This window comes from Marinobacter sp. NFXS9, assembly GCF_040148665.1.
In the GTDB taxonomy this organism is placed as follows: Bacteria; Pseudomonadota; Gammaproteobacteria; order Pseudomonadales; family Oleiphilaceae; genus Marinobacter_A; species Marinobacter_A mangrovi.
Map to the genome: position 1 here is coordinate 1 of NZ_JAGDDW010000017.1, position 24,131 is coordinate 24,131.

A 24,131-nucleotide genomic window follows, 5' to 3' on the forward strand; every position below is an offset into this window, starting at 1 on the left:
CCGTGGGATCATGGGGCTTTCTTCCGGTTTTTGGACGAAACGGGGAGATTTATGATGGATATTATACCCCGAAGTCAGGCCAACTCATTGCCTTTGTTCAGGTTTTTACTTTTGCAGGGGCGACTAAGTACCGATGTTGAGTTCGCCGAGACGATCAATAGGGCATTTGAAGATAAATGTCGCGCGCTGGATTGGATAGCGGTTGGACAACCACTGTTTCAGGTTGGTATGGCATATCGCTCAACAGCGTGCAGGCCAACTCCATCCACGCGGGTACTGGTATGTTACGGCACCCTAAAGGCAGTTCGTGATTATGAACTGCGTCGAAGATTCGCTTCGCGTTGAGATTCAGACATGGCCTCTGTGGGAAGAGTTGATGCAACAAGGCGGGGCAGGGCCAGGACTTCTCTAGAATTGGCATTCTTGAATGCGATCAGGTCGCGCCAGCGTAGTGCCGCTTCAATAGGACGGTAATACACTTTTGCGAGTGGACTATGGTGATCATACATGCCGGCGTCCCCTGTTTTCACCTCGGTAGACCTTGCGTCGGGTACTTCGCCAGTCGCTGGTGTGCGTATATTGACTTCCGTGCGACGGCTACCATGCTGTCATCGGTGAGATTCTCGTGATTCCGATAGGAAGCTCTTCGCGTCCGCAAGAAACTGTTCCAGTTGATCATGATGAAGCCAATGCCCGGCAGTGGGGTAGAGCTTCACCTTGGCATCCCTGAATAGTTCGATTCGCGCCAGGTTCTCGGCAAGGGAGAAGAAGCTTAGCCCTCCCCAGGGCAGCAGTACGGGGCAGGAAACCTGCGCTATCAGTTGGCGCAGCTCGGACTCGGTGGCGCAGACCTGGCTCGGCTTGCGGCTATAGTCGTCGAACTTCCAGGTGAGGCTGCCGTCTCCGTGCTGGCGCAAGCCGTGACTTGCCAGGTGCTCGGCCTGGGTATGGCTCAACGTCGGATTGCGCCTGTGGAAGTGCTCGACCGCCTGTTCCGGCGAGCTGTAGCGATGCGCTGGGCGGGATGGCAGCGACAGTCGGTACAAGGCGTTTTCACGCAGGCGCTGGCTGTAGGGGAGGCTGTGGGTGTGCTCTACCTCGCCGGGTGAGGTGCCGAGGCCCTCGATGCAGATCAATCGCTGCATCCTTTCCGGGAAGGCGGCTGCAAAGCGCAAGGCGATGTTGCCGCCCAGGGAGTGGCCGATGATCGTCGCCTTGTCGATTTGCAGGTGTTCGATCAGCGCCAGCAGATCCCATACATAGGCGTCGTAGGTATAGATGCCGGAAGGGCACCAGTGGCTGTCGCCATGTCCACGAAGGTCAGGGGCGATGATCTGCCAGTCACTGCGCAGCTCCCTGGCCACCCAGTCCCAGTTGCGACAGTGATCCCGCCCACCGTGTACGAGGATCAGTGGTGGGGCATCCCGGTCACCCCACTCGGCGTAGTGGAGTTTCAGACGCTGCGACTCGAAGAATCTCGAAACAGGGTGTTGTGGCATTCGCGCGTATCCCTTCAGCATGGGTATTGGGTATCGTCGACGCGCAGGCAGATGCCCGTGACGAGCTCGGAGGCCGGCGACACCAGATAGAGTAGGTGCTCTGGGCGGCCGGCGCGTTTACGCGGCATACGCTGCAGAATTCTGTCGCCGAATTGCCTTAGCTGCTGCTGGGTCATCTCGGTCTCGAACAGACCTGGCGCGTTGGCGTTGATGCCATATCTGGCCCACTCCATCTCCAGGGCTTCGGTCATGCGCACCACTCCAGAGTTACAGGCGTAGTAGAGTGCTGTAGTGGTAGGCCCCCACGGAGGCCACGTTAATGATCATGCCAGGCGGTAGGAAAGATCAATGCACAACGGCGCCGCTGCGTTGTTTGCGGACGAGGACATGATCGGGGGCTCCGGTTAGGCTATCGCGGCCGGCGTGAACCGCCGCGATAGCGAGCATGGCAGGTCTTAGGAGGACTTGGGAATGAAAATGGATTTCGGCTGGGTGAACTCCATCAGGCCGGCCACCCCGTTTTCCACGCCGATCCCGGACTGCTTGTGGCCCCCAAGGGGGACGCTCGGCGAGGATTCCAGGTTCTGATTGATCCATACAGTGCCGGTGTCCAGGCGTTGGGCGACGGAGACGGCCAACTCGATGTCCTTGCTCCACACCGCCCCGGCCAGGCCGTACTCGGTACTGTTCGCGCGTTCGATGACCTCATCCAGGTCGCTGAAGCGCAGTAGTGGCAGGATCGGGCCGAAGGCCTCTTCGGTCACCACGCGGGAATCATCGGGGGGATTGTCGACCAGCGTCAGCGGCATGAAGTAACCGGTTTCGGGCACCGCCGCCCCTTCCAACAGCGTCAGGCCGGCGGCGAGCGCTTCCTCGCGCAGTTGCTGTACGCGCCGGTATTGGGGCTGGTTCTGGATCGGACCGAACAGCACGTCAGGCTGCATGCCGTCGCCGATTGGCAGGGTTTGGGCCAACTGATGCAGCTTGTCGCGCAGGCTGTCGTAGATGCTGTCGTGGATATACAGACGCTTGCAGGCCACGCAGACCTGGCCGCTGTTGAAGAAGGCGCCCATGAACAGTTTCATGGCGACCTCATCGATGTCCACGTCCGGCAACACGATGGCGGCGTCGTTGCCGCCCAGTTCCAGGGTGATGCGCTTGAGGTCCTTGGCGGCCGATTCCATGATGCGCCGCCCGGTGGCGGTGGACCCGGTGAAGGAGATTTTGGCGAAGCCGGGGTGGCTGGTCATCAAGGGGCCAAGATGGTCCCCGCCACTGATGATGTTCAACACCCCGGGCGGCAGGATACCTTGACTTAACTCACCCAGTCGCAAGGTCGTCAGCGGGGTGAAGGGCGATGGTTTGAGCACCATGGTGTTGCCGGTGATCAGGGCGTGGGAAATCTTCCAGGCGGCCAGGAGAATGGGGAAGTTCCAGGGGACCAGGGCGCACACCACGCCGAGAGGGTCGCGATGCACTTCGACCCGGCGTGTCCCGGTTTCCTCAACCACCTGAACCGGAATTTCCAACTGGCCGATGCCGCGGATCCAGTACGCGGCGCCGAGCACTTCCTCCTTGGACATGGCCAGCGGGCGCCCATGTTCCAGGGTGAAGAGCTTGGCCAACTCGTCGGCGTGCTCGACCATTTTCTCCGCGAACTGATCGAGCAGCCGGCGGCGTTCATCATGGCTGGTGGCTTTCCAGGCGGGGAAGGCCCGCTGGGCGCTGGCGACCGCCTGGTCCAGTTCCGGTTGCCCGGCGTCGGGGGCATGGCCGATGACGGCTTCGGTGGCCGGATTCAGCACATCCAATTGATGTTCCGTGGTGGCCGGGCTGGCGTCTATGGTCATGGCGAGCGAGACGAGGGAGGACATATAAGGGGGGCTCCTTTGGCTTCTGCTTGTTGTTGTGGGGCCGCCAAAACAGGCGGCGTGCGCATATTTATCTAATATAGTTAGATAATAGTTTTCCGTCAACCCGCCCTGCGCGGGCATTTCATTCATTGATGACCGATGGCGGACAAGAAGGTCTTTTCAATTAATATCTATTGCTGTTAGATTAATGGGATCCGACCTGACTTCCCCCGAGGACGTATTGGCGGAACCAACAACAACAAGGGCGAGGCCCGCTGCCTTGAGGAGTCGCAGATGCTCAATCCGGAAATTACCCCAGTGATCGTTGGCGTCGGTGAATGCGTGGACCGCCCGGCTGACCTGCAACACGCGCTGGAACCGCTGGCCCTGATGGAGCGGGCGGTCCGTTCCGCCAACAGGGACGCCGGCGACCAGGTGCTGGGGCGGGTCGGGTCGGTGGAAGTGGTGGGGTTCGTGAGCTGGCGCTATGAGGACCCGGTGAGGGCTTTGTGCACGAGACTGGATATCAGCCCGTCGCGCCGGATCAATGCCTCCATGGGAGGGGAAACCCCGGTTCGTCTGCTCCATGAGGCGGCGTTGCGTATCGCTGGCGGGCAGGGCGTCACCTCGCTGATCGTCGGTGGCGAGGCGATGAACTCGGTCAACAAGGCACGCAAGCAGCGTGTGCGTCTGGATTGGACACCGATGGCGGCCAAGGACAAAGCCTGCCGTTTCGCCAACGACGCCATCACCACCCGCGCCCTTGCCAAGAGTTTGGACGTCCGCGAGCCGACACAGATGTATCCCCTTTATGAAATGGCTTGGCAGGCCCGCCAGGGTATCAGCCCGGCTCAGGGGCGCGAGGAATCGGCGCGGTTGTGGGCACGCTATGCCCAGGTCGCCGCGCGCAACCCCGGGGCCTGGCTGCGACACGCGCCCGATGCGGCGCGGATCGCCGAGTCCGGGGAGGAAAACAGGATGATCTGCTGGCCCTATTCCAAATGGATGGTGGCCAATCCCAGCGTCAACCAGGCGTCGGCCGTTCTGGTGACCAGCCTGGCCGAAGCGCGTGCGCTTGGTGTCGCCGAGGAGAGGCTCATTTATATCTGGGGTGGCGCGCATGCCTGCGAGCCGGATGACTTTCTCGAGCGCTGCACCTTCGACCGTAGCTTCGCTCAGGAGGTGGTGCTCGAAAAGGCGTTGAATCTGGCTGGTGGCACGGTCCAGGCGCTCGACCGGGTCGAGCTCTACAGCTGTTTCCCCGTGGTGCCCAAAATGGCGTTGGCCAACTTGGGGCTGGATATTGATTCCAGCCTGGAACCGACGGTGTGCGGCGGGCTCAGTTTCTTCGGCGGGCCGCTGAACAACTACATGGGGCACGCGGCGTGCGGCATGGTGCGGTCATTGCGTGAGATCCCCAATGGTCGTGGTTTGCTGTATGGCCAGGGCGGTTTCGTGACCAAGCATCAGAGCCTGGTGTTGAGTCGTCTGGCCCCTGAGCGTCCGCTGGAACCCGAGGCGTCGGTGCAGGCGCGGGTGGATGTGGCGCAGGGGGAGGTGCCGTCGGTGCTGGAGGAGTATGTCGGTCCGGCGCGGATCGAGACCTATACGGTGCTGTACGCCCGCGACGGCCAGCCACGCCAGGGTGTACTGGTGCTGCGCACGCCGAGCGGTGCCCGCACCATGGCCAGGGTCAGCCGCGACGACGAGGAGGCGATGGCCCTGCTCCTGTCCACCGAACGAAATGCCGTCGGCACCTCGGGCCATGTCCGTACCGATGTCTTCGGCAAGCCTTGCTGGCGCCTTCACGAACACGAGGCCGCCAGGGAAGACCGCTATGCCAAGGTCGAACGGCACGGCCCCATTACCTTGGTGACCATCGACCGGCCCAAGCAAATGAACGCGTTGCACAGGGATGCCAACGCGGAGCTGGCGCGGATATTCGACGAGTTCGCCGCTGACCCCGAGCAATGGGTGGCGATCATCACCGGTGCCGGAGAGCGTGCCTTCTCCTCGGGGAACGATCTTAAGTACACCGCCGAGGTGATGGGCAGGGGCGAAAGGGTGGAGGTGCCGGTCAGCGGTTTCGCCGGCTTGACCGCGCGCTTCGATCTGAACAAGCCGGTGATCGCGGCGGTGAACGGCCTGGCCATGGGCGGTGGCTTCGAGGTGGCGCTGGCCTGCGACCTGATCATCGCCTCCGAGCATGCCGCGTTCGCTCTGCCGGAACCGAAAGTAGGGCTGGCGGCGCTGGCGGGGGGGCTACTCAGGCTGCCCCGGCTGCTCGGTTATCAGCAGGCCATGGGCATGATCCTTACCGGTCGTACCGTGGCGGCCGACGAGGCCCTGGCCCTGGGGTTGGTCAATGAAGTGACCGGCGCCGCCGACCTGCTACCAACAGCGTTGCGCTGGGCCGAGCAAATCGTTGCCTGCAGCCCCATGTCGATCCGTGCCTCCAAGGAAATCGTTGCCCGTGCCATGGAGGAGCCGATCCTCGAGCAGGCCTATCAGGCCCAGAGCGCTTATCCCGCGGTCCGTGCGCTATTCCGTTCGCCGGACGTTATCGAGGGTCCCCGGGCGTTTGCCGAAAAACGCCCACCACGCTGGGGTTCACGTTGAGCGGAGATGACGACCATGAATACCCAATGGAGCGATGAGGAAAACGCGTTTTGTCGGCAGGTGGTCGACTTTTTCGAGCATGAACTGAGCGATGATCTGCGGGCCGCCGGGAGATGGATGACCAGCGTCTACGCCGATCATGAACGGTCTCTGCGTTGGCAGCGCAAGCTGGTGGCCAGAGGTTGGGCGGCGCCGGCCTGGCCAGTGGAATACGGCGGCTGTGACTGGAGCGTGGCGCAACACTACATCTTTGCCCGCGAGCGGGCCTTTGCCGGTGCGCCGCCGGTCTCGCCGATGGGCATACAGATGTGTGCTCCGGCGCTGATCGCCTTCGGTACCGCCGAGCAGAAGGCCCATTTCCTGCCGCGCATGCTTAGCGGCGAACACTTCTGGTGCCAGGGCTATTCGGAGCCGGAAGCGGGCTCCGACCTGGCGTCATTATCGATGGCCGCCAGCGACGACGGCGATCACCTAGTTTGCACGGGCAGCAAACTCTGGAGCACCCACGCGCATGTGGCCAACTGGGTATTCTGCCTGGTTCGTACGTCGCGTGGTGACCGCCCGCAAAAGGGCATCACCTTCCTGCTCATTGATCTCGACAGCGCCGGGGTGGAGGTGCGCCCCATTGTCTCGCTGACCGGCGAACACATCCAGAATGAGATCCTTTTCAATCAGGTGCGGGTGCCCAAGGCCAATGTGGTGGGCCGCATCGGCGACGGCTGGACGGTGGCCAAATACCTGCTCGAGTTCGAGCGAGGCGGTGCCGCCTACGCGCCACAGATGCAGGTGCGCCTGCGGGAACTGCGCCAATTCGCGCGGCGTGCGCCGGCGGACCGCGGTGGCACACTCAGTGACGACCCGGTGTTCATGGCGCGTCTGGCCGAGGTTGAGTGCCAGGTGGATGTGCTCGAAAGCTATGAGCAGGAAAGGCTTTCGGAGTTATCGCGGGGCGGCTCGCCAGGCGCCTCGGCATCGGTGCTGAAAATTCTGGGCACCGAGTTGCAGCAGGCGGTCACCGAACTGGGGCTGGAGGCGGCCGGCCATTATGGCGCGGCTTTTCAACCCCAGGCGGGATACCCCGGTGGGCCGGTGCTGCTGCCCCATGGCGGCGGTTTCCTCGGTGATCGGCAGGCGGCTCTGGCGCCGCTGCGTTACTTCAACGAACGGGCCGGCACTATTTACGCTGGCACCAACGAGATTCAGCGCAATATCCTGGCCAAGACCGTTTTCGGACTGTGACCGGAGCGCTCCTTTAACCGGCCCGTGGGCCAGAACAACAATCAGGAGTCGTACAGTGAAAGGTATAGGCGCCGACGGCGAATACTGGGCCGCGCTCGCCCAGGGCAAATTGAAGATGCAGCGGTGCGCGGGCTGCGACAAGTGGAACTGGCCGGCAGTGTGGCGCTGCAGCGAATGCGGCGGTTGGCGGCAGGCTTGGCATGAGGTGGCGCCGCGCGGTCGTATCTACAGCTGGACCCGTTCTTGGCACGATTTCGGGGTGCCCCGCGATTTGCCGGTTCCCTACGTCAGTGTGGTGGTCGAGCTCGATGACGCCGGCGGTACTCGCTTGCTGGGAACGCTGGCGTCCGGGGAGCCGGCCATCGGTTTGCCGGTAACGGCAACGCCGCACACCAGTGAATTCGAGGGCGAGGCGCTGCACTGCCTGCGCTGGAATCCGTGTTCCACCCAGACCGGCGGGGAGGCCTGACATGTCCTTGGAGAACTTCCGTGGCGCGGTTTCGGTAGCCGGGGTGGGCCTGCGTCAGTATAAGCGCGGCACGGCGCCGCTGCCCGAGCAGGGCGTGCTGGTACAGGCGATCGTCGATGCCTGCGAGGACGCAGGTTTCGACCCGGCCGACATTGATGGCTTTGCGTCCTATGGCGATGACAACAACGAGCCGGTGCGGCTGATGCCGGACCTGGGCACGCGCGAGCTGCGTTTCAATGCGCAGATGTGGGGCGGCGGCGGCGGCGGTATCGCCGGTGCCTTCGGGCTGGCCGCGGCGGCCATCGCCACTGGCCAGGCCCGCGCTGTGGTGGTGTTCCGCGCCCTGGTACAGAGCAACAGCGGGCGCATGTCCGCCGCGGTCATGCGCCATCACCTCAATGATCATCTGGTAGGTGCCGGGCTGTTGGCGCCGGCACAAATCTGCGCGCTGCGCGCGCAGCGGCTGTATGAGTACCACAAGGTGCCGAAGTCGGTGGCCGAGGAACTGGTGCGCGCCTCCTACTATCACGGTTCCCGCAACCCCGATGCCACCGCCTTTGGACAGACGCTGGATCTGGAAGCCTATCGCGAGGGGCGTTGGATCGCCGAACCCTTCCGCCTGTTCGATTGTTCCCGTGAGAGCGACGGTGCCGGTGCCCTGCTGCTGGTTTCGGCGGAACGCGCCCGCGACCTGCGTAAACCGCCGGTGCGCCTGCTGGGCGTTGCCAACGGCACGGAGAAGGGCTGGGGGGATCTCTGCGAGAACGACCTCGACTACGCCTCGGCGGGCTTCAAACCGATCGCCCGGCGCCTATGGCAACAGACCGGCGTGACCCCGGCGGATGTGGATGTCGTCCAACTCTACGAGAACTTTAGTGCCCAGGGAGTCGCCTCACTGATCGATCATGGCTTCTGCGATTACCAGAACGTGGCCGAGGTGGTGCGCTACGAGAACCTGATAGCGCCGGGCGGCAAGCTGCCGGTGAATACCGCCGGTGGCAACTTTGCCGATGGCTTCGTCCACGGCATCGGTATGGCCGTGGAGGCGGTGCGGGTGTTGCGCGGTGAGTCAGCCAACCCCGTGGAGGGGGCCAAGACCTGTCTGTTGGCCGGTGGGCCGGGGGCGCCAACCGTGAGTTCGGCGCTGTTCGGCCGCGATGATCTGTAACGCCGAGGAGAAAAACAAAATGCCCGATCTACAACACTGTATCATCGTCGGCGGCAGCCACGCCGGAGCACAGGTGGCGGCCAGCCTGCGTCAAGAGGGCTGGGAGGACGGCATCACCATGATCTCCACCGAGTCGGTCCTGCCGTACCATCGCCCGCCGTTGTCCAAGGGCTTCCTGCACGGTGGTAAAAGCGACGACGAGCTGCTGATCCGCCCGGCCGATTTTTACACCAAACAGGGCATCGAGGTGCGCTTGAATACCCGGGTCACCCGGGTGGATCCGGTCAGCCGTATGCTGTCCTGCGACAATGGCGCGCAATTGGCCTACAGCCACCTGGTGCTTGCCACCGGCGCGGATGTCCGACGCCTGAGCGTGCCTGGCAGTGAACTGCCGGGTGTGTGCTACCTGCGTGGGCGCGATGACGTCATGGCGATCCGCCGCCACCTCCGGCCCGGAGGTCACGCGGTGATTGTCGGCGGTGGCTATATCGGGCTGGAAACCGCGGCTTCGCTGCGCAAGCAGGGTATGGAAGTGACCGTGCTGGAAGCTCAGAGCCGGGTTCTGCAACGGGTCACGGCGGCCCAGGTCTCGGAGTTCTACACCCGGGTGCACCGCGAGGAGGGCGTGGAGATTCTGCTGGAAGCCAGCATCGCCCGCATCGCCGGCGGCGATGCGGTGGAAGCGGTGGTGCTAAGCGACGGACGTATCCTGCCGGCGGACCTGGTTGTGGTCGGTATCGGTGTGCTAGCCAACGTGGAACTGGCTCGCCAGATGGGTCTGGAGACGGACAACGGTATCCGTGTCGACGAGCATGCGCGCACCGCCCTGGACGATGTCTACGCGGTGGGCGACTGCTCCCTGCACTACAACCCTTACTACGACACCTGGGTGCGGCTGGAGTCGGTGCAGAACGCCACCGACCAGGCCAGGACCGCGGCCCTGGCGATCAGCGGCAAGCCCTCGTCCTACAAAGCGCTGCCCTGGTTCTGGTCGGATCAATACGACCTCAAGCTGCAGATTGCCGGCCTGTCCAGTGGGTACGACCAGGTGGTGATCCGCGGCGACAGCCGCCGGGGGCGCGGTTTTTCCGCCTTCTATCTGCGCGAAGGGAGGCTGCTGGCGGTGGATGCCGTTAACCGGCCCAAGGAATTCACCTTCACCAAACGCTTCCTCGCCGAGGGGCGGAGCGCGGACCCTCAGCGCCTGGCTGATGAGTCCGTCGATTTTAAAGCTTGTTTCAGTTGAGGATCACGCCTATGCCACAGATCACTTTCGTCGCCCACGACGGCTCCGCCTTCGACGTGGAGGCCGCCGTGGGCAGCAACCTGATGCAGACCGCCCTGGCCAACGGCATTGACGGCATCCTCGGTGAATGCGGTGGTGCCTGCAGTTGCGCCACCTGCCACTGCTACTTGGATTCGAATGTGTACGAGAAAATACCCGAGCCCAGCTCGATGGAGCGCGACATGCTCGACTGCGTGGTCGATCTGGAGCCGACCAGCCGGCTGGGTTGCCAGGTGGTGGTGACTGAGGACATGGACGGCATGCGGGTGCGCATGCCTGAGTCACAGTATTGAGCGGCGTTTCCGCCGTGTTAACAGAAACCTCATTGAGGAGATGATCAGCATGATGCCGCGGGTAATTTTCGAGGCTGAGCATGAGCAGTTTCGCGATAGCGTTCGTCGCTATGTACAGGGTGAGATCGGGCCGCGCGCCGAGGCCTGGCGTCAGGCCGGGCGGGTGGACAGGGAAGCCTGGCGCAAGCTGGGTGAGCAGGGCTACCTGTTGATGTGGGCGCCGGAGGAATACGGCGGCCTGGGCATCGATGATTTCCGTTACGACCAGATCCTCTACGAGGAAAACGTGCGCTACGGTGAGATCGGCTTCTACATGCAGTTGCACTCGCGCCTGGTGGCGCCGTACATCGGCCATTTTGGCAGCGAAGAGCAAAAAGCGCGCTTCCTGCCGGGCTGCATCAGTGGCGAAAGCATTCTTGCCGTGGCCATGACCGAGCCGGGTGCCGGTTCTGATCTGGCGGGCATGAAGATGCGCGCCCGGGACATGGGCGATCACTGGCTGCTCAACGGTTCCAAGACCTACATCTCCAATGGCCTGATCGCGGATGTGGTACTGGTGGCGGCGCGCACGGTGGCGGACTCGAAACATGGCATCGGTCTGTTTCTGGTCGAAGAGGGCATGCCCGGCTTCACGCGTGGGCGGAAGCTGCAAAAGATGGGGTTGGATGCCCAGGACACCGCGGAGCTTTTCTTCCAGGACGTCAAGGTGCCAAAGGAGAACGTGCTGGGTGACCCCACCAAGGGTTTTGGCTACATGATGCAGGGTCTGGCGGAAGAGCGGCTCACCGGCTCGGTGGTGTCACTCGCCTGTGCCCAGACGGCGTTCGACCTGACCCTGGAATACATCCAAGAACGCAAGGCCTTCGGCCGGACAGTGGGCAGCTTCCAGAATTCGCGTTTCAGGATGGCGGAACTTCGCACTCGCCTGGATGCCGTTCAGACCTTTCTGGACCAATGCGTGCTACTGCACAACAAGCGTGAGTTGAGCGGCGAGGTGGCCGCCCAGATCAAGCTACTGACCTCCGAGCTTGAGGGCAGGGTGATCGACGAATGCCTGCAGCTGTTCGGGGGCGCCGGCTATATGGAGGAATACCGCATCTGCAGGATGTACCGCGATGCGCGTATTACCCGGATTTTCGCCGGCACCAGCGAAATCATGAAGGAAATCATCGGTCGCAAGCTGGGGCTGGACGAACGGGGCTGACAGGCTTTGGGGCCGGCGCGGCGGCGGGAGGCTCGCTCAGAGCAGTCCGCTCTGACGCGCCAGGGATACCGCCTCGGTGCGGCTTCGCGCGCCCAGCTTGGCGTTGATGTTACGCAGGTGGGTACGCACGGTTGTTTCGGAGACGAACAGGCGGGCGGCGATGTCGTTGTTGCGCAGACCCGTCTCCAGCAGGGTAAGGACTTCGATTTCCCTCGGTGACAGCGCCACGTCGGGGGGGGGGGCTTCGGCGCTCAATGCCTGCTCCAGTCGCGACTGGAATTGCTCCAGGAGCGGGTCCTGTCCGCTGTCGTTGCGTAACAGCGCACGGTGGGTCTCACACCAGCGCAGCGCCAGGCGGTGGATTTCCGGGCCCTCGTCGAGGAACACTTGGCTGTAACCTTGATCCACGGCCTGACGTAAGGGGCCGGTCAGCGCTTCCAGAGCCCGGTCTTCGTCCTGGTCGCCGGTTAGCAGGGCACGGGCCAACAGGATCTCCAGTTCCATGGCGCGGCGTGTGCGGCCTTCGCTCCGGGCGGTGGCGACGGCCCGGCGCAGTTCGTCCAGCGTACCGGCGTCGCTGGCGCGGGAGTGGGCGGCCAGGCGCAGCCGCATCATCTCCGGCCAGTCGGCATCGTACAGGTAGGCAACTAGCCTGCCGGAGTGCTGTCCGGACTGCGCGGTGGATCGCCGGTACGCGTAATGGGCGCCAGCGGCGTCGCCCCGTTTCCAGGCCAGCCAGGCGCGACCTATCCAGGCGCTGCTGCTCAGGCGCGGGATGTCGTGTACGCAGGCCAGCGCATCCAGTTCATCCAGGTACTCACTGGCCTGCGCGGTGGCGCCGCGCAAGGCGTGGATGCGTGATTGCAGCAGATGCGCGTAGATCAGTTGGTCCGGCGTGCCGTTCTCGGCGATCAGAGGCATGATACCGGTAAGCACCTCGAAGCAGCGCTGCAGCTCGTTACGCTCATAGAGCGCGATCGCCAGGGTGATGTTGTTCAGGCCGCGGCTCCGGTGCCGATACAGCGGTTGCGTGGCACGGCTGTACTCCTGCTCGTGGCGCAATTGGCCCAGGGCGGTGCCCAGGCGCCCCTGGATCAGGTCCAGTGAAGAGCAGAAGCTGCTGGCCAGGGCCTTGGTGAAATCCGCCTGGTGCCCCCGCGGGCTGGCCACTATCCGTTCCAGTAGTTCCCTAGCCGCCTGGAAGTCGTTGCCCGCGATCATGGCGTAGACGCAGATGTGCATCAAAACCTGTTGTTGGAAAGGTCGGCCGGGTGAATCCGGCACGTCTGACTCGACGCTGATCATCGCCACGCTTTCGTGGGTCCTGTCCACCATCGCCAGGCTCACGGCGCGGATCGCCTGAATTTCCTGGTGAAGCTCTTCAGCGGCGGCGGGGTCCCGATCGGTGAAGGCGTTGAGATAATGTTGGGCTTCCTGGTGACGGCGGCTCAGGCCCAAGGTCCAGGCGAATGTCAGCATCAGGCGGTGGTGGTGGCGGATGCCGTCGGCGGGCAGTTGTTCGAGCCAGCGCAGCAACAGCCGCACGCGTCCCTTGGCCAGCAACTCCGATGATATCCGCTCGATCAGGGTGATGGTTGAGGCGGTACACCCGGCCAGCAGGAAATGGTTCACGGCGAGGATTGGACGTCCCCGGTCACGATACCAGATCGCGGCCCGCCGATGGATGCCGGCGCCACGCTCAGGAGTGACCATGGACATAAGAATGTTTGAGAACAGGCCATGGTAGCGATAGGTACTGCCTTGCGGGTCGACCCGGTGGACGAACAGCTGTTGCCGTTCCAGATCGTCGATGATGGCCTGGCTGTCCTGTCGGCATAACGCGTAGTCGCAGAGGGGCCCCTCGAACTCTCCCAGTACGCTGGATTCCAGCAAGAATCGCCGGGTGGCCTCATCCAGTCTGTCGACGATGCGGCGGGAGATCATTGACGTCATTGAATCGCGCCCCTCTTTAATCCGTTGCCGCAGTTCGTCGTCGGTCATCGGCCCATGCAGGGTGCGGCAGAACAGGCCTAGGAAAGCGGGCCAGCCTTCGCTCTTGCGCTGCACCAGAGCGATTTGCTGTTCGCTGAGGAGTGAACCTGACCGGGCTCGCAACAGAGAACGGATTTCCTCATGATCGAAGTTGAGCTGGTGCGCGGTGATCTCCAGCACCGTACCCTGCGCGCGCAGGCGGGGCACGCCGATGGCGGGAAGGATGCGGGAACCGATCACGACCTCACTGTCCTGACCGACGCGTTTGAGCAGTTCCCGCATGAAGCTGAGAACACCGGGATTGTTGATCACCTCGAATTCATCAAGAAACAGACAAAAGGCGGTGCCGAGCAACAGATTTTCAAGACGTTCGAAGGCATTGCCGGCGGGACCCTCTTCTGAGACCTGGGAAAGGGCCCGTTCCAGCCTCAAGGCGAAGTGGTTGATGTCGTTGTCGCGTTCCGACAGCGTCAGCCAACCGCAGTGCCTTTGCGCCGAACGGTCGGTGAAGAACTGCCTGAGCAGACTGGTCTTGCCATACCCCATGGGCGCATGAACCAGTGTCAGAACGCACGGCGGAGACCGCCGGAATCGCTCCAGCAGGTTGTCTCGGGGAATCAGCGTTGTCGTCGGTCCGGGCGGCGGCGTCCGGACCGCCAAGCGGGCCGCTGAAGACTTACTGGGCATGCTGGTGCACCTCGGCGAGGGCAAGCAGTCGGCCCCGCCGGTGTTAGCGGCGGCGGGGCCATCGGCTCGCGTCATCAGCCCATGTATTTTTCAAGGGTTTCGTATTGCATCAGGATGCAGCGCTCCAGACCGGAATAAACCACCTCGATGTCGTCGAGGGCACCGGTCTTCAGACCTTTGAAGCACCATTCCGATGCCTTGAAATCCTCGTTGCCGAACACCCCCAGCACGGTTTCATAGGATGTTTTGTAGAGCGCCTCGGACTTGGGGTTGTCCGCCTTGTTGAGCGTCAGCATGTGGTAGTCGACTTGCGTTTTCCCGGCCGCCGTTGGGATCACGATCATCACGCTCATGTAATACGGGCTGGTAATCACCACCGTGTTGGGGAATAGCAGGTAGGCATGAGTGATGGTCTTGTGAATGTTCTTTTCGTTGTCCAGGCCCTGCGGGGCGAATTCGACCTTGCCGGAGATTTGCCGGATATGGTCACCAATGCGTTTCACCACGGTCGGTACGTCGGCGAACAGTGGTCCCACGGAGTTGGCGTGCAGACGTTGCACGTGATAGCCCTCCAGGAAGGGTTCGATGACCTGCTTCCAGTTGGACTCCAGGTGAAAGGTTTTCCGCCCATACAAATACTGGCTGCCCAGATCGAGGGCGTCGAGGTCGGCGACGATTTCGTCGTTGAGCAAACTGAAGTCGGCTTCGGCGTCACGGTCGAGAATCGCCCAGATGATGCCGCCGGTTTCCCGGCTGGGCAGCTCAACCAGGTTGCGCTCCGCTTTGTTCAGGCACTCGAAGGTTTCCGCGCGGGCAACGCCCGCCAGCTTGCCATCAAGGCGCCAGGACCAGGCGTGATAGGGACAGGTAATGCGGGCGCCTTTCTGCGATTCGCAGCCGGTCACCAAGGTTGAGCCCTTGTGCATGCAGGCGTTGATGAACACGTGGGCGACGCCTTCGCGATCGCGGGAAACCAGCAGCGGTACGCCATACGCCTCATGGGGCAGCAGGGTGCCGGTTTCGGGCAGCATCGCTGAGACGGTGACGGCCACCGGCAGCCGGTGGAACACGCTCTCTCTCTCCTTTCGGAACACCTCTTCGTCAAGAAAGATCGCGGTTGGCCGGGTGGCCTTGATGGCGGGTGCATCCGCTTCGCCATGTGCAGGAATGGCGTGGATATCCTCTATTTGGCTAGGAGTCAGGTCACTCAGCCGCTGGTAGATCGGAGTTGCATCACTCATCGCTCTCGTCCTCTTTGGTCATTTTTGTTCTGGAAGCATTTAACTAATGACGTTAGATTATTGTCACGGTATCGTCTTTATTTCAAGCCCCATCGTCCTGGTGGCTCCAGTTTTTTTGGGGTGACCAAGCACGAATCGTCGGAAGCGACGAAGGCGCGGTCCGCGCAGCCGACTAGCATAAACCGCAGTGGCTCTCCCTTCGGGGGGGGGCTTTCATGCATCTGGTTGGAGTTGCTCAGTGACTGACGCCTATATCTACGATCACGTCCGGACGCCGCGGGGGAAGGGGCGCGCGGATGGCGCCCTGGCGCAAATAACCCCTGTTCAGTTGGCGGCCCAGGCGCTCACCGCTCTGCGCCAGCGCAACGACCTGGACACCGCTCGGGTGGACGACGTGATTCTTGGCTGCGTGGCGCCCATTGGTGAACAGGGGGCCAACCTCGGCCGCCTGGCGGCGCTCGTCGCCGACTATGCCGAAGGCGTACCAGGCCAACAAATCAACAGATTCTGCGCCTCGGCGCTGGAGGCGGTGAACCTGGCGGCCGCAGTGGTCTCGGCGGGGCAGGCGCAGGCGGTGGTGGCCGGCGGCGTGGAATCCATGTCGCGGACTCCGATGGGGGGTGATGGCGGCCCTTGGTACGCCGATCCGCAGACCAACTGGAAATCCTACTACACCCCGCAGGGGATCGGTGCTGACCTGATCGCCACGCTTGATGGCTACAGCCGCGAGGATGTAGATGGCTTTGCCGTCGAGAGTCAGCGTCGGGCGGCCCGGGCCTGGGAGGACGGATACTTCGCGAAATCGGTGGTGCCGGTGTGCGATGTGATCGGCGAGGTGTCACTGGCGCGCGATGAGCATATGCGCCCGGGCACCTCCCTGGAAGACCTGGGGCGCCTCAGGCCCGCTTTCACCGCGCTCGGCGCGAGCGGCTACGACGCGCTGGCTCAGCAACGTTATCCGCGGGTGGAGCGGATCGAACATGTGCACACCGGGGGCAATGCGTCAGGCATCGTCGACGGTGCCAGCGCGGTGCTGATCGGCAGCCGTGCCTTCGGCGACAAGGAGGGCCTCAGGCCGCGTGGTCGAATCCTCGGTTTTCAGTCGATCGGCAGTGAGCCGACCATCATGCTCACCGGGCCGGCGCCGTGCAGCGCTAAACTTTTGCAGCGCCTGGGCCTCAGCTTCGACGATATCGATCTGTTCGAAGTGAACGAGGCTTTTGCCTCGGTGGTGTTGCGCTTCATGCGCGAAACCGGCGTGGACCACGAACGGGTCAACGTCAACGGCGGCGCGATCGCCATGGGTCACCCCCTGGGTGCTACCGGCGCCATGCTGCTGGGGACTGCCCTCGATGAGCTGGAGCGGCGCGGCGGCAAGCGCGCGCTGATCACCCTGTGCGCGGCGGCGGGCATGGCTACGGCCACCGTCATCGAACGGTTTTGATGGAGGAGTAGCGAAGATGGAAACCATCAAGTATGAAATCGATGGCGATGGTGTGGCACTGATCGGCATCGACGTGCCCGGGCGCAGCCTGAACATTCTTACCCCGCAGCTGCAGAGTGAGCTGGAGCAGTTGTTCGCTTCGATGGCCGGGGATGACGCGGTCAAGGGCGTGGTAATCCACTCGGCGAAGGCGCGCGGCTTCATTGCCGGCGCCGACCTGATGGCGCTCGCACAGTCCTTCGAGCGGGGCATCAGCCGGAGCGAGGCGCGCGCGCAGAGCTCCTCCCTGCAGGGTCTGACCCGGCGTATCGAGACCTTCGGCAAACCGGTGGCCACCGCCATCGGCGGCTTGGCCCTAGGCGGTGGCCTGGAGCTGGCGCTGGGTACCCACTACCGGGTGCTCAGCAATGATCCGGACGTCAAGGTTGGGCTTCCGGAGGTGACGGTGGGGCTGCTACCCGGTGGCGGTGGTACCCAGCGCCTGCCGCGCCTGATTGGCGTGGCCGAGGCGCTGCCGTTGCTGCTCGAGGGCAAGCCGGTGGCGCCGCAACGGGCGCTGGAACTGGGTATTGTCGATGAACTGGCCGAGCCAGCGCAGTTGCTGGAGCGGGCCAGGTCCTGGGTGCTGGCCAATCCCGAGGCAAGGCAGCCCTGGGACCGCAAGGGCTGGAAGTCGCGCGACTTGGCGTCGTTGGCATTCCCCAGCGGGCCGCTGACCGCGGCCATCCTCCAGGCCCATGTGGCCTCGTACGGCAACTACCCGGCACCCCTGGCGATCCTTTCCTGCGTCGGCGAGGGCCTGGTGGTGGGCATCGACGCCGGCTTGCGCATCGAGAGCACCTATTTCGCTCAGTTGCTGACCGACCCGGTGGCACGCAACCTGATCCGCACCCAGTTCATCAACAAGTCGGCGGCGGAAAAGCTGGTGCGCCGCCCGGTGGGTTTTGAACCCCGCGAATTTGCCCGCATCGGCGTGCTTGGCGCCGGTCAGATGGGCGCCGGCGTCGCCCGGGTGGCCGCCGCCGCCGGCATCGAGGTGACACTGTTGGACGCTTCCCTGGTGCAGGCCGAGGCCGCCCGCGAACGGATCGGCGCCGGCCTGGCCAAGAGCGTGGCGCGTGGTCACCTTGACCAGGATCAGGCCACGGCTATTCTGGCGCGTATCCGTCCCGTGGCCGACTATGCGTCGCTGGCCGGGGTCGAGCTGGTAATTGAGGCGGTGTTCGAGGATCTGGCGGTCAAGGCCGAGGTAATCGGAAAGGCGGTGGCCGCCATGCCGGCTGACGCGGTGTTCGCCAGCAACACATCGACCCTGCCGATCTCGCGCCTGGCCGCGGAATTCCCGCGTCCGGCGGACTTCATCGGCCTGCATTTCTTCTCCCCGGTGGAGCGTATGCCGCTGGTGGAGGTCATTCGTGGCGACACCACCAGCGACGGGACTCTGGCACAGGCCATGGATTTCGTCGGGCAGCTGCGCAAGACCCCGATTCTGGTCAACGACAGCCCCGGTTTCTTTACCAGTCGGGTATTCGGCAGCTTCGTCGACGAGGGATTTCTGATGGTCAAAGACGGCATCGACCCGGTGCTGGTGGAGCAGGCTGCCCGCCAGGCCGGCATGCCGGTGGGGCCGCTGGCGGTCGCCGATGAGGTGTCGCTGGAACTACAACTCAAGGTCAACCGGCAGGCCATCGAGCTGGGTCTGGATGAGCGCTTCCAGCGCGCCGCCGCCATCGACTTGGTGCGCACCATGGTGCAAGAACTGGGGCGGCCGGGACGGCGCGGCGGCGGTGGTTTCTACCAGTACCCGGCGGACGGCGCCAAACACCTCTGGCCCGGTCTGGCCAGGCATTGGCCAGTCGCTCCCGAGCAGCCGTCGCTGGAGGAGCTGCGCCTGCGTTTCCTCAGCATCCAGGCAATGGAAGCGGCCCGCTGCGTGGAAGAAGGGGTGATCGGGGAAGCGGCCGACGCCGACCTGGGCTCGACTCTGGGCATCGGCTACCCGACCTGGACCGGCGGGGTCCTGTCCTATATCGATACCATCGGCGCGGCTGTCTTTGTCGAACAGTGTGAGCACCTGGCCGAGCGCTGGGGTGAACGCTTCCTACCGTCGCCCTGGCTGCGTCGACGCGCGGCGGATGGCGAAGCGTTTTACCGCGCTTCCTGTTCCGCCTAGAGGAGATGGCATGGCCGATTTTCGCCTTGACCTCCAGTGCGACGATGCCTTTGCCCCCGGCAACTATCAGTTGGTGCGCACCAGCGTCATCGGCGCTGGTGTGATGGGCCGTGGTATTGCCTGTGTCTGCGCCCTCAACGGACTGCCGGTGCGAATAAAGGACATTCGCCAGCAGGCCCTCGATCGCACGTTGGCCGAGGTCGACCACCTTTTAGCGCGCAGGGTCGCCTTGGGTCGCCTTGACGATGACGGGGCGCGACGGGTGCGCGCGGCGATCCATCCGCAATTGGATTACTACGGGTTGGAGAGCGTGACCGTGGTCCTTGAAGCGGTGGTCGATAACCTGGGCGTGAAGAATCAGGTGCTCAGCGAGGTGGAGGGGCTGTTGGCGGCGGATGCGGTACTGTTGAGCAACACCTCGTCCCTGCGCATCGACGACCTGGCCGGGGCGCTGCAGCGACCGCAGAACTTCGCTGGCCTGCATTTCTTCAATCCGGCGCCGGCCATGCCACTGGTGGAAGTCATTCGCGGCCGCCGGAGCAGCGACTACGCGATTCAGACCGCGGTCAAGCTGGCGCTGGCCATGGGCAAGATTCCCATCGTTGTGGGTGACGGCCCCGGGTTCCTGGTCAATCGTATCCTGATGGCTTACGTCCATGCATTCCTGCAACTGCTCGCCGACGGCGTGGACTACCCGTGCATCGACCGGGTGGCCGAAGCGTTCGGATGGCCCATGGGGCCGGCCTACCTGGAGGATGTGGTGGGGTTGGATGTGGGTAGCCAATCCTGTGACCTGATCTTCGCGGGCTACCCACAGCGCATGCCCGGTGTCGACCCTGATGCGTTCAAGCTGCTGCTCAGCGAGGGCTGGCTCGGACGCAAGAGCGGAGCCGGGTTCTACCGCTATGGCCTGGACGCCGAGGGACGACAGGTGCGTAGCCCCCATCCGGCGGCGCGCAAGCTATTGGCCGAGCGAATGCCCCCACGCCGGAGCTCGGGTGACGGTGAGATCCTGGAGCGGCTGATGCTGCCGATGATCGTCGAGTCTGTGCATGCGCTGCAGGAGCAGGTGGTGGCCAGCGCCGAGGAACTGGACCGTGCCCTGCTGTTGGGCATCGGCTTCCCGGCCTGGCGGGGTGGGGCGCTGCGCTATGTTGACGAGCTGGGCGCGGATCGAGTGGTGGCGCGCTGCCGGCGCTACAGACACCTGGGACCGAGTTACGAGCCGCCGGAATTGCTGCTCCAGAAAGCCCGCGACGGCGGGCGATTTTACGCCGACGACCCGCTGGAAAATCCATGAGCCGGATGCCCGCCACCCGTCGCTGTTCTTCGTCGGGCCGGCAGCCCGGTCCGTCCACTCCCGATCAGAAGGAAACCACGTGGTGAAAGATTCGTATCGCTACATCACCTTTTCCACCGAAGGCGCCATCGCCACCCTCACACTTAACCGGCCGGACAGCCTCAACGGCATGAGCGCGCCGATGCAGGCGGAGATCCACCAGGTGTTGCTCGAGCTGCAGACCCAGAGTCAGGTGCGCGCGCTGATTCTCACTGGCGCCGGGCGGGCATTCTGTTCCGGGGCCGACCTGAGTGACATTCGCGAGAAGGGGGATGGCCAGGAGCAGGCCGAAACTACCTTCCAGGCCATGGTCGAACAGTCCAACCCGCTGATTCTGGCGTTGCGCCGTTCGTCGATCCCGGTGATTGCAGCGGTCAATGGCATCGCCGCGGGCGCCGGAGCAAGCCTGGCGCTGGCGTCGGACATCGTGATTGCCGCCCGGTCAGCGGGGTTCCTGATGCCGTTCTCGCCGCGCCTGGGCATCGTCCCAGATATGGGGGCGACATGGCTATTGCCGCGCTTGCTTGGCGATGCCCGGGCGCGCGCCGCGTTTCTTCTGGGCGAAAGCATCAGCGCCGGTCAAGCGGCCGACTGGGGTGCCATCTGGTCCTGCGTCGAGGATGATGACCTGTTGCCGCGGGCTCGTGAGCTGGCCGCCCGGCTGGCCGCCGCGCCACGGCATGCCGCCGTCGAACTGAAGCAGGCTCTGGAGTTGGCTGATCGCCAGTCCCTGCCCGAGCAGCTCCGGTACGAGGCCGAACGTCAGCGCGAGCTGATTGCTCGGGACGAATTCCAGGAGGGGGTGGCGGCGTTTCTTGAGAAGCGTAAGCCGGTCTTTCACTGACGTTTGATCGGAGTGATCACGGCAAAAAAGAGATGTGGGGGTGCATTGCATACCTACTGGCGTTAGGTTTATTTTAGGCCTCTGACGAAACAAAAAAAATAATCGAGCACCGGTGGTGGCGGAGGAGTTTGCCTTGATCGTCTTTGCAATGCCTGGAAAACCTGATGGTCCCCGTCCTGAGCGGCTAGTCAACGATGTGCGCAGCCTGTTTGGTGCCATGGAGCTGCATACTGTGGAGAGGCCGCGGTTGCTCCAACCGCTGCTTGAACGGATTGAGAATCAATCCGTGACCTTCATCCAGGGGCCCGCGGGCAGTGGCAAGACGGTGTTGCTCGAACAAGCCCTGAAAGCCCTCGCCTCGCGGATGCCAACGGCGCGATTGTCGCTGGCCTCCACGCCGCTGCGAGGCAGTTCGATCCGGGCGTCACTGCTGGCGTTATTTTCCCGCCTGTCCAAGGGATCCCGGTCTTTCGTGATTGTGGTTGACGACGCCGATGAACTGCTCGGACGGGCGGATCAGCGGGTGCTCGAGGAGTGTCTGGTCAGTCTGCCGCCGCGGGGAAAGTTGGTAATCGCCAGTCGCCGGCGGTTGATGGCGCGGCAAGCCGACGGCCCGGTATTGGAACTGGCCGACCTGCTGTTCACCCAGGACGAAGTGCGCGCGGCGCTGCGGCGGCGTGGGCATTCCCTCGATGCCGCTTCGTTGATGGCGGTCTGGCGTCTCAGCGAGGGCTGGCCGGCGGTGCTGGCGTTGCTCTGCGCCAGCGACACCGATGACCAATCACTGGAGCCGGAACGGCTGCTGATGGAGTGGTTCCAGGAAGAACTGCTCGACAGCCTCGCCCCTGAGCTGCTGGCGTTCGCCCTGGAGGCGAGCGTGGTGGTGGGGCGTCTGCGCCCCGAATTGCTCGATCGCATGCGCGGGCGACCCGGCAGCTGGGCCCAACTGCATCGACTGGTTGTCGATCACGGGCTACTGATCCGTGGTCACGAGCGTTTCCCCCGGCCGTTGGCGTCGACCCTGCGCCGTCTCCATAGCAGTCGTTCACCGTTGCGGGTTCGCGAGTTGCATCGCGCGGCCCTGGAAACGCTGCTCGCCGAAGGCGAACCGGAGGCGGCCCTGGAGCACGCCTACCGGATGGGTGATCGAAGCCTGTTGCTGCGGCTACTGAAAAGCCACTCACGGACGCTTCTGTTGCAGGGGCGTATGCGTTCGCTGAGACGGTGGCTGACGGCGCTTGATCGGGAAGGGGCCCTGGGTGACGATCCCGGCGTCCACCTAACGCTGGCCTGGTCGCTGCTCTTCAGCAAGGATCAGCAGGCGGCTCAAAGGATGATCGAGCGCCTGCGGGAATGGCCGTTGACGACGCAGGGCACGCAGGCCCTGCGGGCACTGGAGTTGACCTGGCTGAGTATGCGCGATCAGGTGGACGAGGCCCGGTTGTGCTTGGCGGCGTTTGAGCGGGTGCCGGTCGGGGATGGTTTCTCGACCGGCGTGGGGCAATGCACCGCGACGCTGGTCCGGCTGCTTCTGGAGGACCTGGCGATCGGCGGGGCCCACCTGGACCGTTGCTTGCCGCGGCCTGATGCATCGGGTGGTTTCGTTGCCGCCTACGCCCGTTCGCTCCGGGCCATGCACTGCCTGATGCGCGCCGACACCGTGGCGGCAAGGGACCACTTGCGTCTCGCCCGCCACGGCCTAGTGGGCGAGGAGGAGAGGGCACGCGGTAATTCCCTGGTCGCGACACTCGATGCCGTAGCGCTCTATGAAACGGGTGAGCTGGATCAGGCCGGTACCTTGCTCGAACTGCATCTGCCGCTGCTCAGGCAGGGTGGCATGCTTGATCAGATCATCCTGGCGCACAAGCTTTACGCGCGCATCGCACTGCGGCGCGGCGATCACGACATCGCACGGGATGCGCTGACGTCGCTGGAATGCCTGGGACGGGCTCGCCGCCTGCCGCGAATGATGTTCAGCGCGCGACTTGAGTGGGTCCGCTGCGCGCTGGTACGGGGCGACCTAGCCTTGGCGCGGGAGCGGTTGGAGGCGGCCCGCGACCCGGAGATGGACGCCTTCGTCCAGCGCTGCAACTTCCCCTCCAGCGACACCGATACCTGGTACCTGATGAGCGTGCGTCTGGCACTGGCCAGCGACGCCGCGGAAGGGCTGGACAAGAAACTGGCCGGTCTGCTCGAGCAGGCCGAGCGGGTCGGCCGCGAGCGCCGTGCACTGACGTTGCGCATCCTGCTGGCACAGGCGCTGGAACAGAACGGGCACCCGCACGCCGCCCGGCGAGCCATGCAGGACGCCTTGTTGTTCGCCGCCCCGCGCGGCCTCAGCCAGGCGTTCCGCGACGAGGGGCGCCGGGCCCTGAAGTTGGCATTCAAGGCTAGCGAGGGGGTCGCCGGGGTCTCGTCTTTAAGGGAAGTCTTGGTTGAGGGTAGCGGTCTGGAAGATGCACCGGAGGCGCCGACCGTGGCCCTGACCAACAAGGAACTCCAGGTCTTGGCCTTGGTCGCCGGCGGTCAGAGCAACGGCGATCTGGCGCGGCGCCTGTTCGTCTCGGAAAGCACCGTTCGTACCCATCTGCGCAGCATCAACGTCAAGCTGAACGCGCGCAGTCGCCTGGAGGCGTTGGCGATTGCCCGTCGCCAGGGACTGATCACCGCCTGAGTGAAGCAAAATCGTCTGAACCGATGAGGAATGCCGGATCGGGCCTGGCGGATACTCGCGGGGTATGCCGGCGAGCCCCATGTCGTGTCGCCGCGCTGCATCACCAAT

16 protein-coding genes and 1 pseudogene are annotated in these 24,131 nt (G+C 63.8%); 12 read left to right on the plus strand and 5 right to left on the minus strand.

Annotated features, from left to right (window positions below; all coding sequences use genetic code 11):
• Nucleotides 1-608: 608 nt before the first annotated feature.
• The 3 genes and pseudogenes from J3364_RS19785 to J3364_RS19795 all read right to left on the minus strand — a co-directional run bounded on the left by J3364_RS19785 (nucleotide 609) and on the right by J3364_RS19795 (nucleotide 3,373).
• Complete coding sequence (locus J3364_RS19785) at nucleotides 609-1,499, minus strand: alpha/beta fold hydrolase (protein ID WP_349559884.1); 891 nt, start codon at nucleotides 1,497-1,499, stop codon at nucleotides 609-611.
• 14 nt (nucleotides 1,500-1,513) lie between these two features.
• Nucleotides 1,514-1,774 (minus strand): annotated as a pseudogene (locus tag J3364_RS19790) (SDR family oxidoreductase); the annotation flags it as partial.
• Between the two features lie 180 nt (nucleotides 1,775-1,954).
• Nucleotides 1,955-3,373: an aldehyde dehydrogenase family protein gene (locus J3364_RS19795; RefSeq protein WP_349559885.1), complete on the minus strand. Its 1,419-nt coding sequence runs from the start codon at nucleotides 3,371-3,373 to the stop codon at nucleotides 1,955-1,957.
• Nucleotides 3,374-3,646: 273 nt separating this feature from the next.
• Here J3364_RS19795 and J3364_RS19800 point away from each other — a divergent pair, with 273 nt between their 5' ends.
• Genes J3364_RS19800 through J3364_RS19830 form a run of 7 tightly spaced genes read left to right on the plus strand, consistent with a single transcriptional unit; the run spans nucleotide 3,647 to nucleotide 11,629 of the window.
• A complete protein-coding gene (locus J3364_RS19800; protein WP_349559886.1) occupies nucleotides 3,647-5,971 on the plus strand; it encodes an enoyl-CoA hydratase-related protein in 2,325 nt (774 codons plus the stop codon).
• A 15-nt stretch (nucleotides 5,972-5,986) separates the two neighbouring features.
• Nucleotides 5,987-7,210, plus strand: coding sequence for an acyl-CoA dehydrogenase family protein (locus J3364_RS19805; RefSeq protein ID WP_349559887.1), 1,224 nt, complete (start codon nucleotides 5,987-5,989; stop codon nucleotides 7,208-7,210).
• A 55-nt stretch (nucleotides 7,211-7,265) separates the two neighbouring features.
• Nucleotides 7,266-7,679, plus strand: coding sequence for a Zn-ribbon domain-containing OB-fold protein (locus J3364_RS19810; RefSeq protein WP_349559888.1), 414 nt, complete (start codon nucleotides 7,266-7,268; stop codon nucleotides 7,677-7,679).
• 1 nt (nucleotide 7,680) lies between these two features.
• Entirely contained in the window at nucleotides 7,681-8,847 is a 1,167-nt protein-coding gene (locus tag J3364_RS19815) for a thiolase C-terminal domain-containing protein (protein WP_349559889.1), read from the plus strand.
• Between the two features lie 19 nt (nucleotides 8,848-8,866).
• A complete protein-coding gene (locus J3364_RS19820) occupies nucleotides 8,867-10,093 on the plus strand; it encodes an NAD(P)/FAD-dependent oxidoreductase (protein WP_349559890.1) in 1,227 nt (408 codons plus the stop codon).
• Between the two features lie 11 nt (nucleotides 10,094-10,104).
• Nucleotides 10,105-10,425, plus strand: a complete 321-nt coding sequence (locus J3364_RS19825) for a 2Fe-2S iron-sulfur cluster-binding protein (RefSeq protein WP_349559891.1) — start codon at nucleotides 10,105-10,107, stop codon at nucleotides 10,423-10,425.
• Between the two features lie 52 nt (nucleotides 10,426-10,477).
• Entirely contained in the window at nucleotides 10,478-11,629 is a 1,152-nt protein-coding gene (locus J3364_RS19830; RefSeq protein WP_349559977.1) for an acyl-CoA dehydrogenase family protein, read from the plus strand.
• Nucleotides 11,630-11,665: 36 nt separating this feature from the next.
• Here J3364_RS19830 and J3364_RS19835 read toward each other — a convergent pair whose 3' ends face one another.
• Both J3364_RS19835 and J3364_RS19840 read right to left on the minus strand, forming a co-directional pair.
• Nucleotides 11,666-14,308, minus strand: a complete 2,643-nt coding sequence (locus J3364_RS19835; RefSeq protein WP_349559892.1) for a winged helix-turn-helix domain-containing protein — start codon at nucleotides 14,306-14,308, stop codon at nucleotides 11,666-11,668.
• A gap of 74 nt (nucleotides 14,309-14,382) precedes the next feature.
• Complete coding sequence (locus tag J3364_RS19840; protein WP_349559893.1) at nucleotides 14,383-15,549, minus strand: aromatic ring-hydroxylating oxygenase subunit alpha; 1,167 nt, start codon at nucleotides 15,547-15,549, stop codon at nucleotides 14,383-14,385.
• Nucleotides 15,550-15,787: 238 nt separating this feature from the next.
• Between J3364_RS19840 and J3364_RS19845 the strand changes: the two genes are divergently transcribed.
• The 5 genes from J3364_RS19845 to J3364_RS19865 all read left to right on the plus strand — a co-directional run bounded on the left by J3364_RS19845 (nucleotide 15,788) and on the right by J3364_RS19865 (nucleotide 24,023).
• Entirely contained in the window at nucleotides 15,788-16,993 is a 1,206-nt protein-coding gene (locus J3364_RS19845) for an acetyl-CoA C-acetyltransferase (RefSeq protein ID WP_349559894.1), read from the plus strand.
• Nucleotides 16,994-17,009: 16 nt separating this feature from the next.
• Complete coding sequence (locus tag J3364_RS19850) at nucleotides 17,010-19,166, plus strand: 3-hydroxyacyl-CoA dehydrogenase NAD-binding domain-containing protein (protein WP_349559895.1); 2,157 nt, start codon at nucleotides 17,010-17,012, stop codon at nucleotides 19,164-19,166.
• Nucleotides 19,167-19,176: 10 nt separating this feature from the next.
• On the plus strand, nucleotides 19,177-20,466 hold the full coding sequence (locus tag J3364_RS19855; protein ID WP_349559896.1) for a 3-hydroxyacyl-CoA dehydrogenase NAD-binding domain-containing protein: 1,290 nt from the start codon (nucleotides 19,177-19,179) through the stop codon (nucleotides 20,464-20,466).
• Nucleotides 20,467-20,545: 79 nt separating this feature from the next.
• Nucleotides 20,546-21,349: an enoyl-CoA hydratase-related protein gene (locus J3364_RS19860; RefSeq protein WP_349559897.1), complete on the plus strand. Its 804-nt coding sequence runs from the start codon at nucleotides 20,546-20,548 to the stop codon at nucleotides 21,347-21,349.
• 247 nt (nucleotides 21,350-21,596) lie between these two features.
• Nucleotides 21,597-24,023 (plus strand): LuxR C-terminal-related transcriptional regulator, encoded by a 2,427-nt coding sequence (locus tag J3364_RS19865; protein WP_349559898.1) that lies wholly within the window; start codon nucleotides 21,597-21,599, stop codon nucleotides 24,021-24,023.
• The last annotated feature ends 108 nt before the right edge of the window (nucleotides 24,024-24,131 follow it).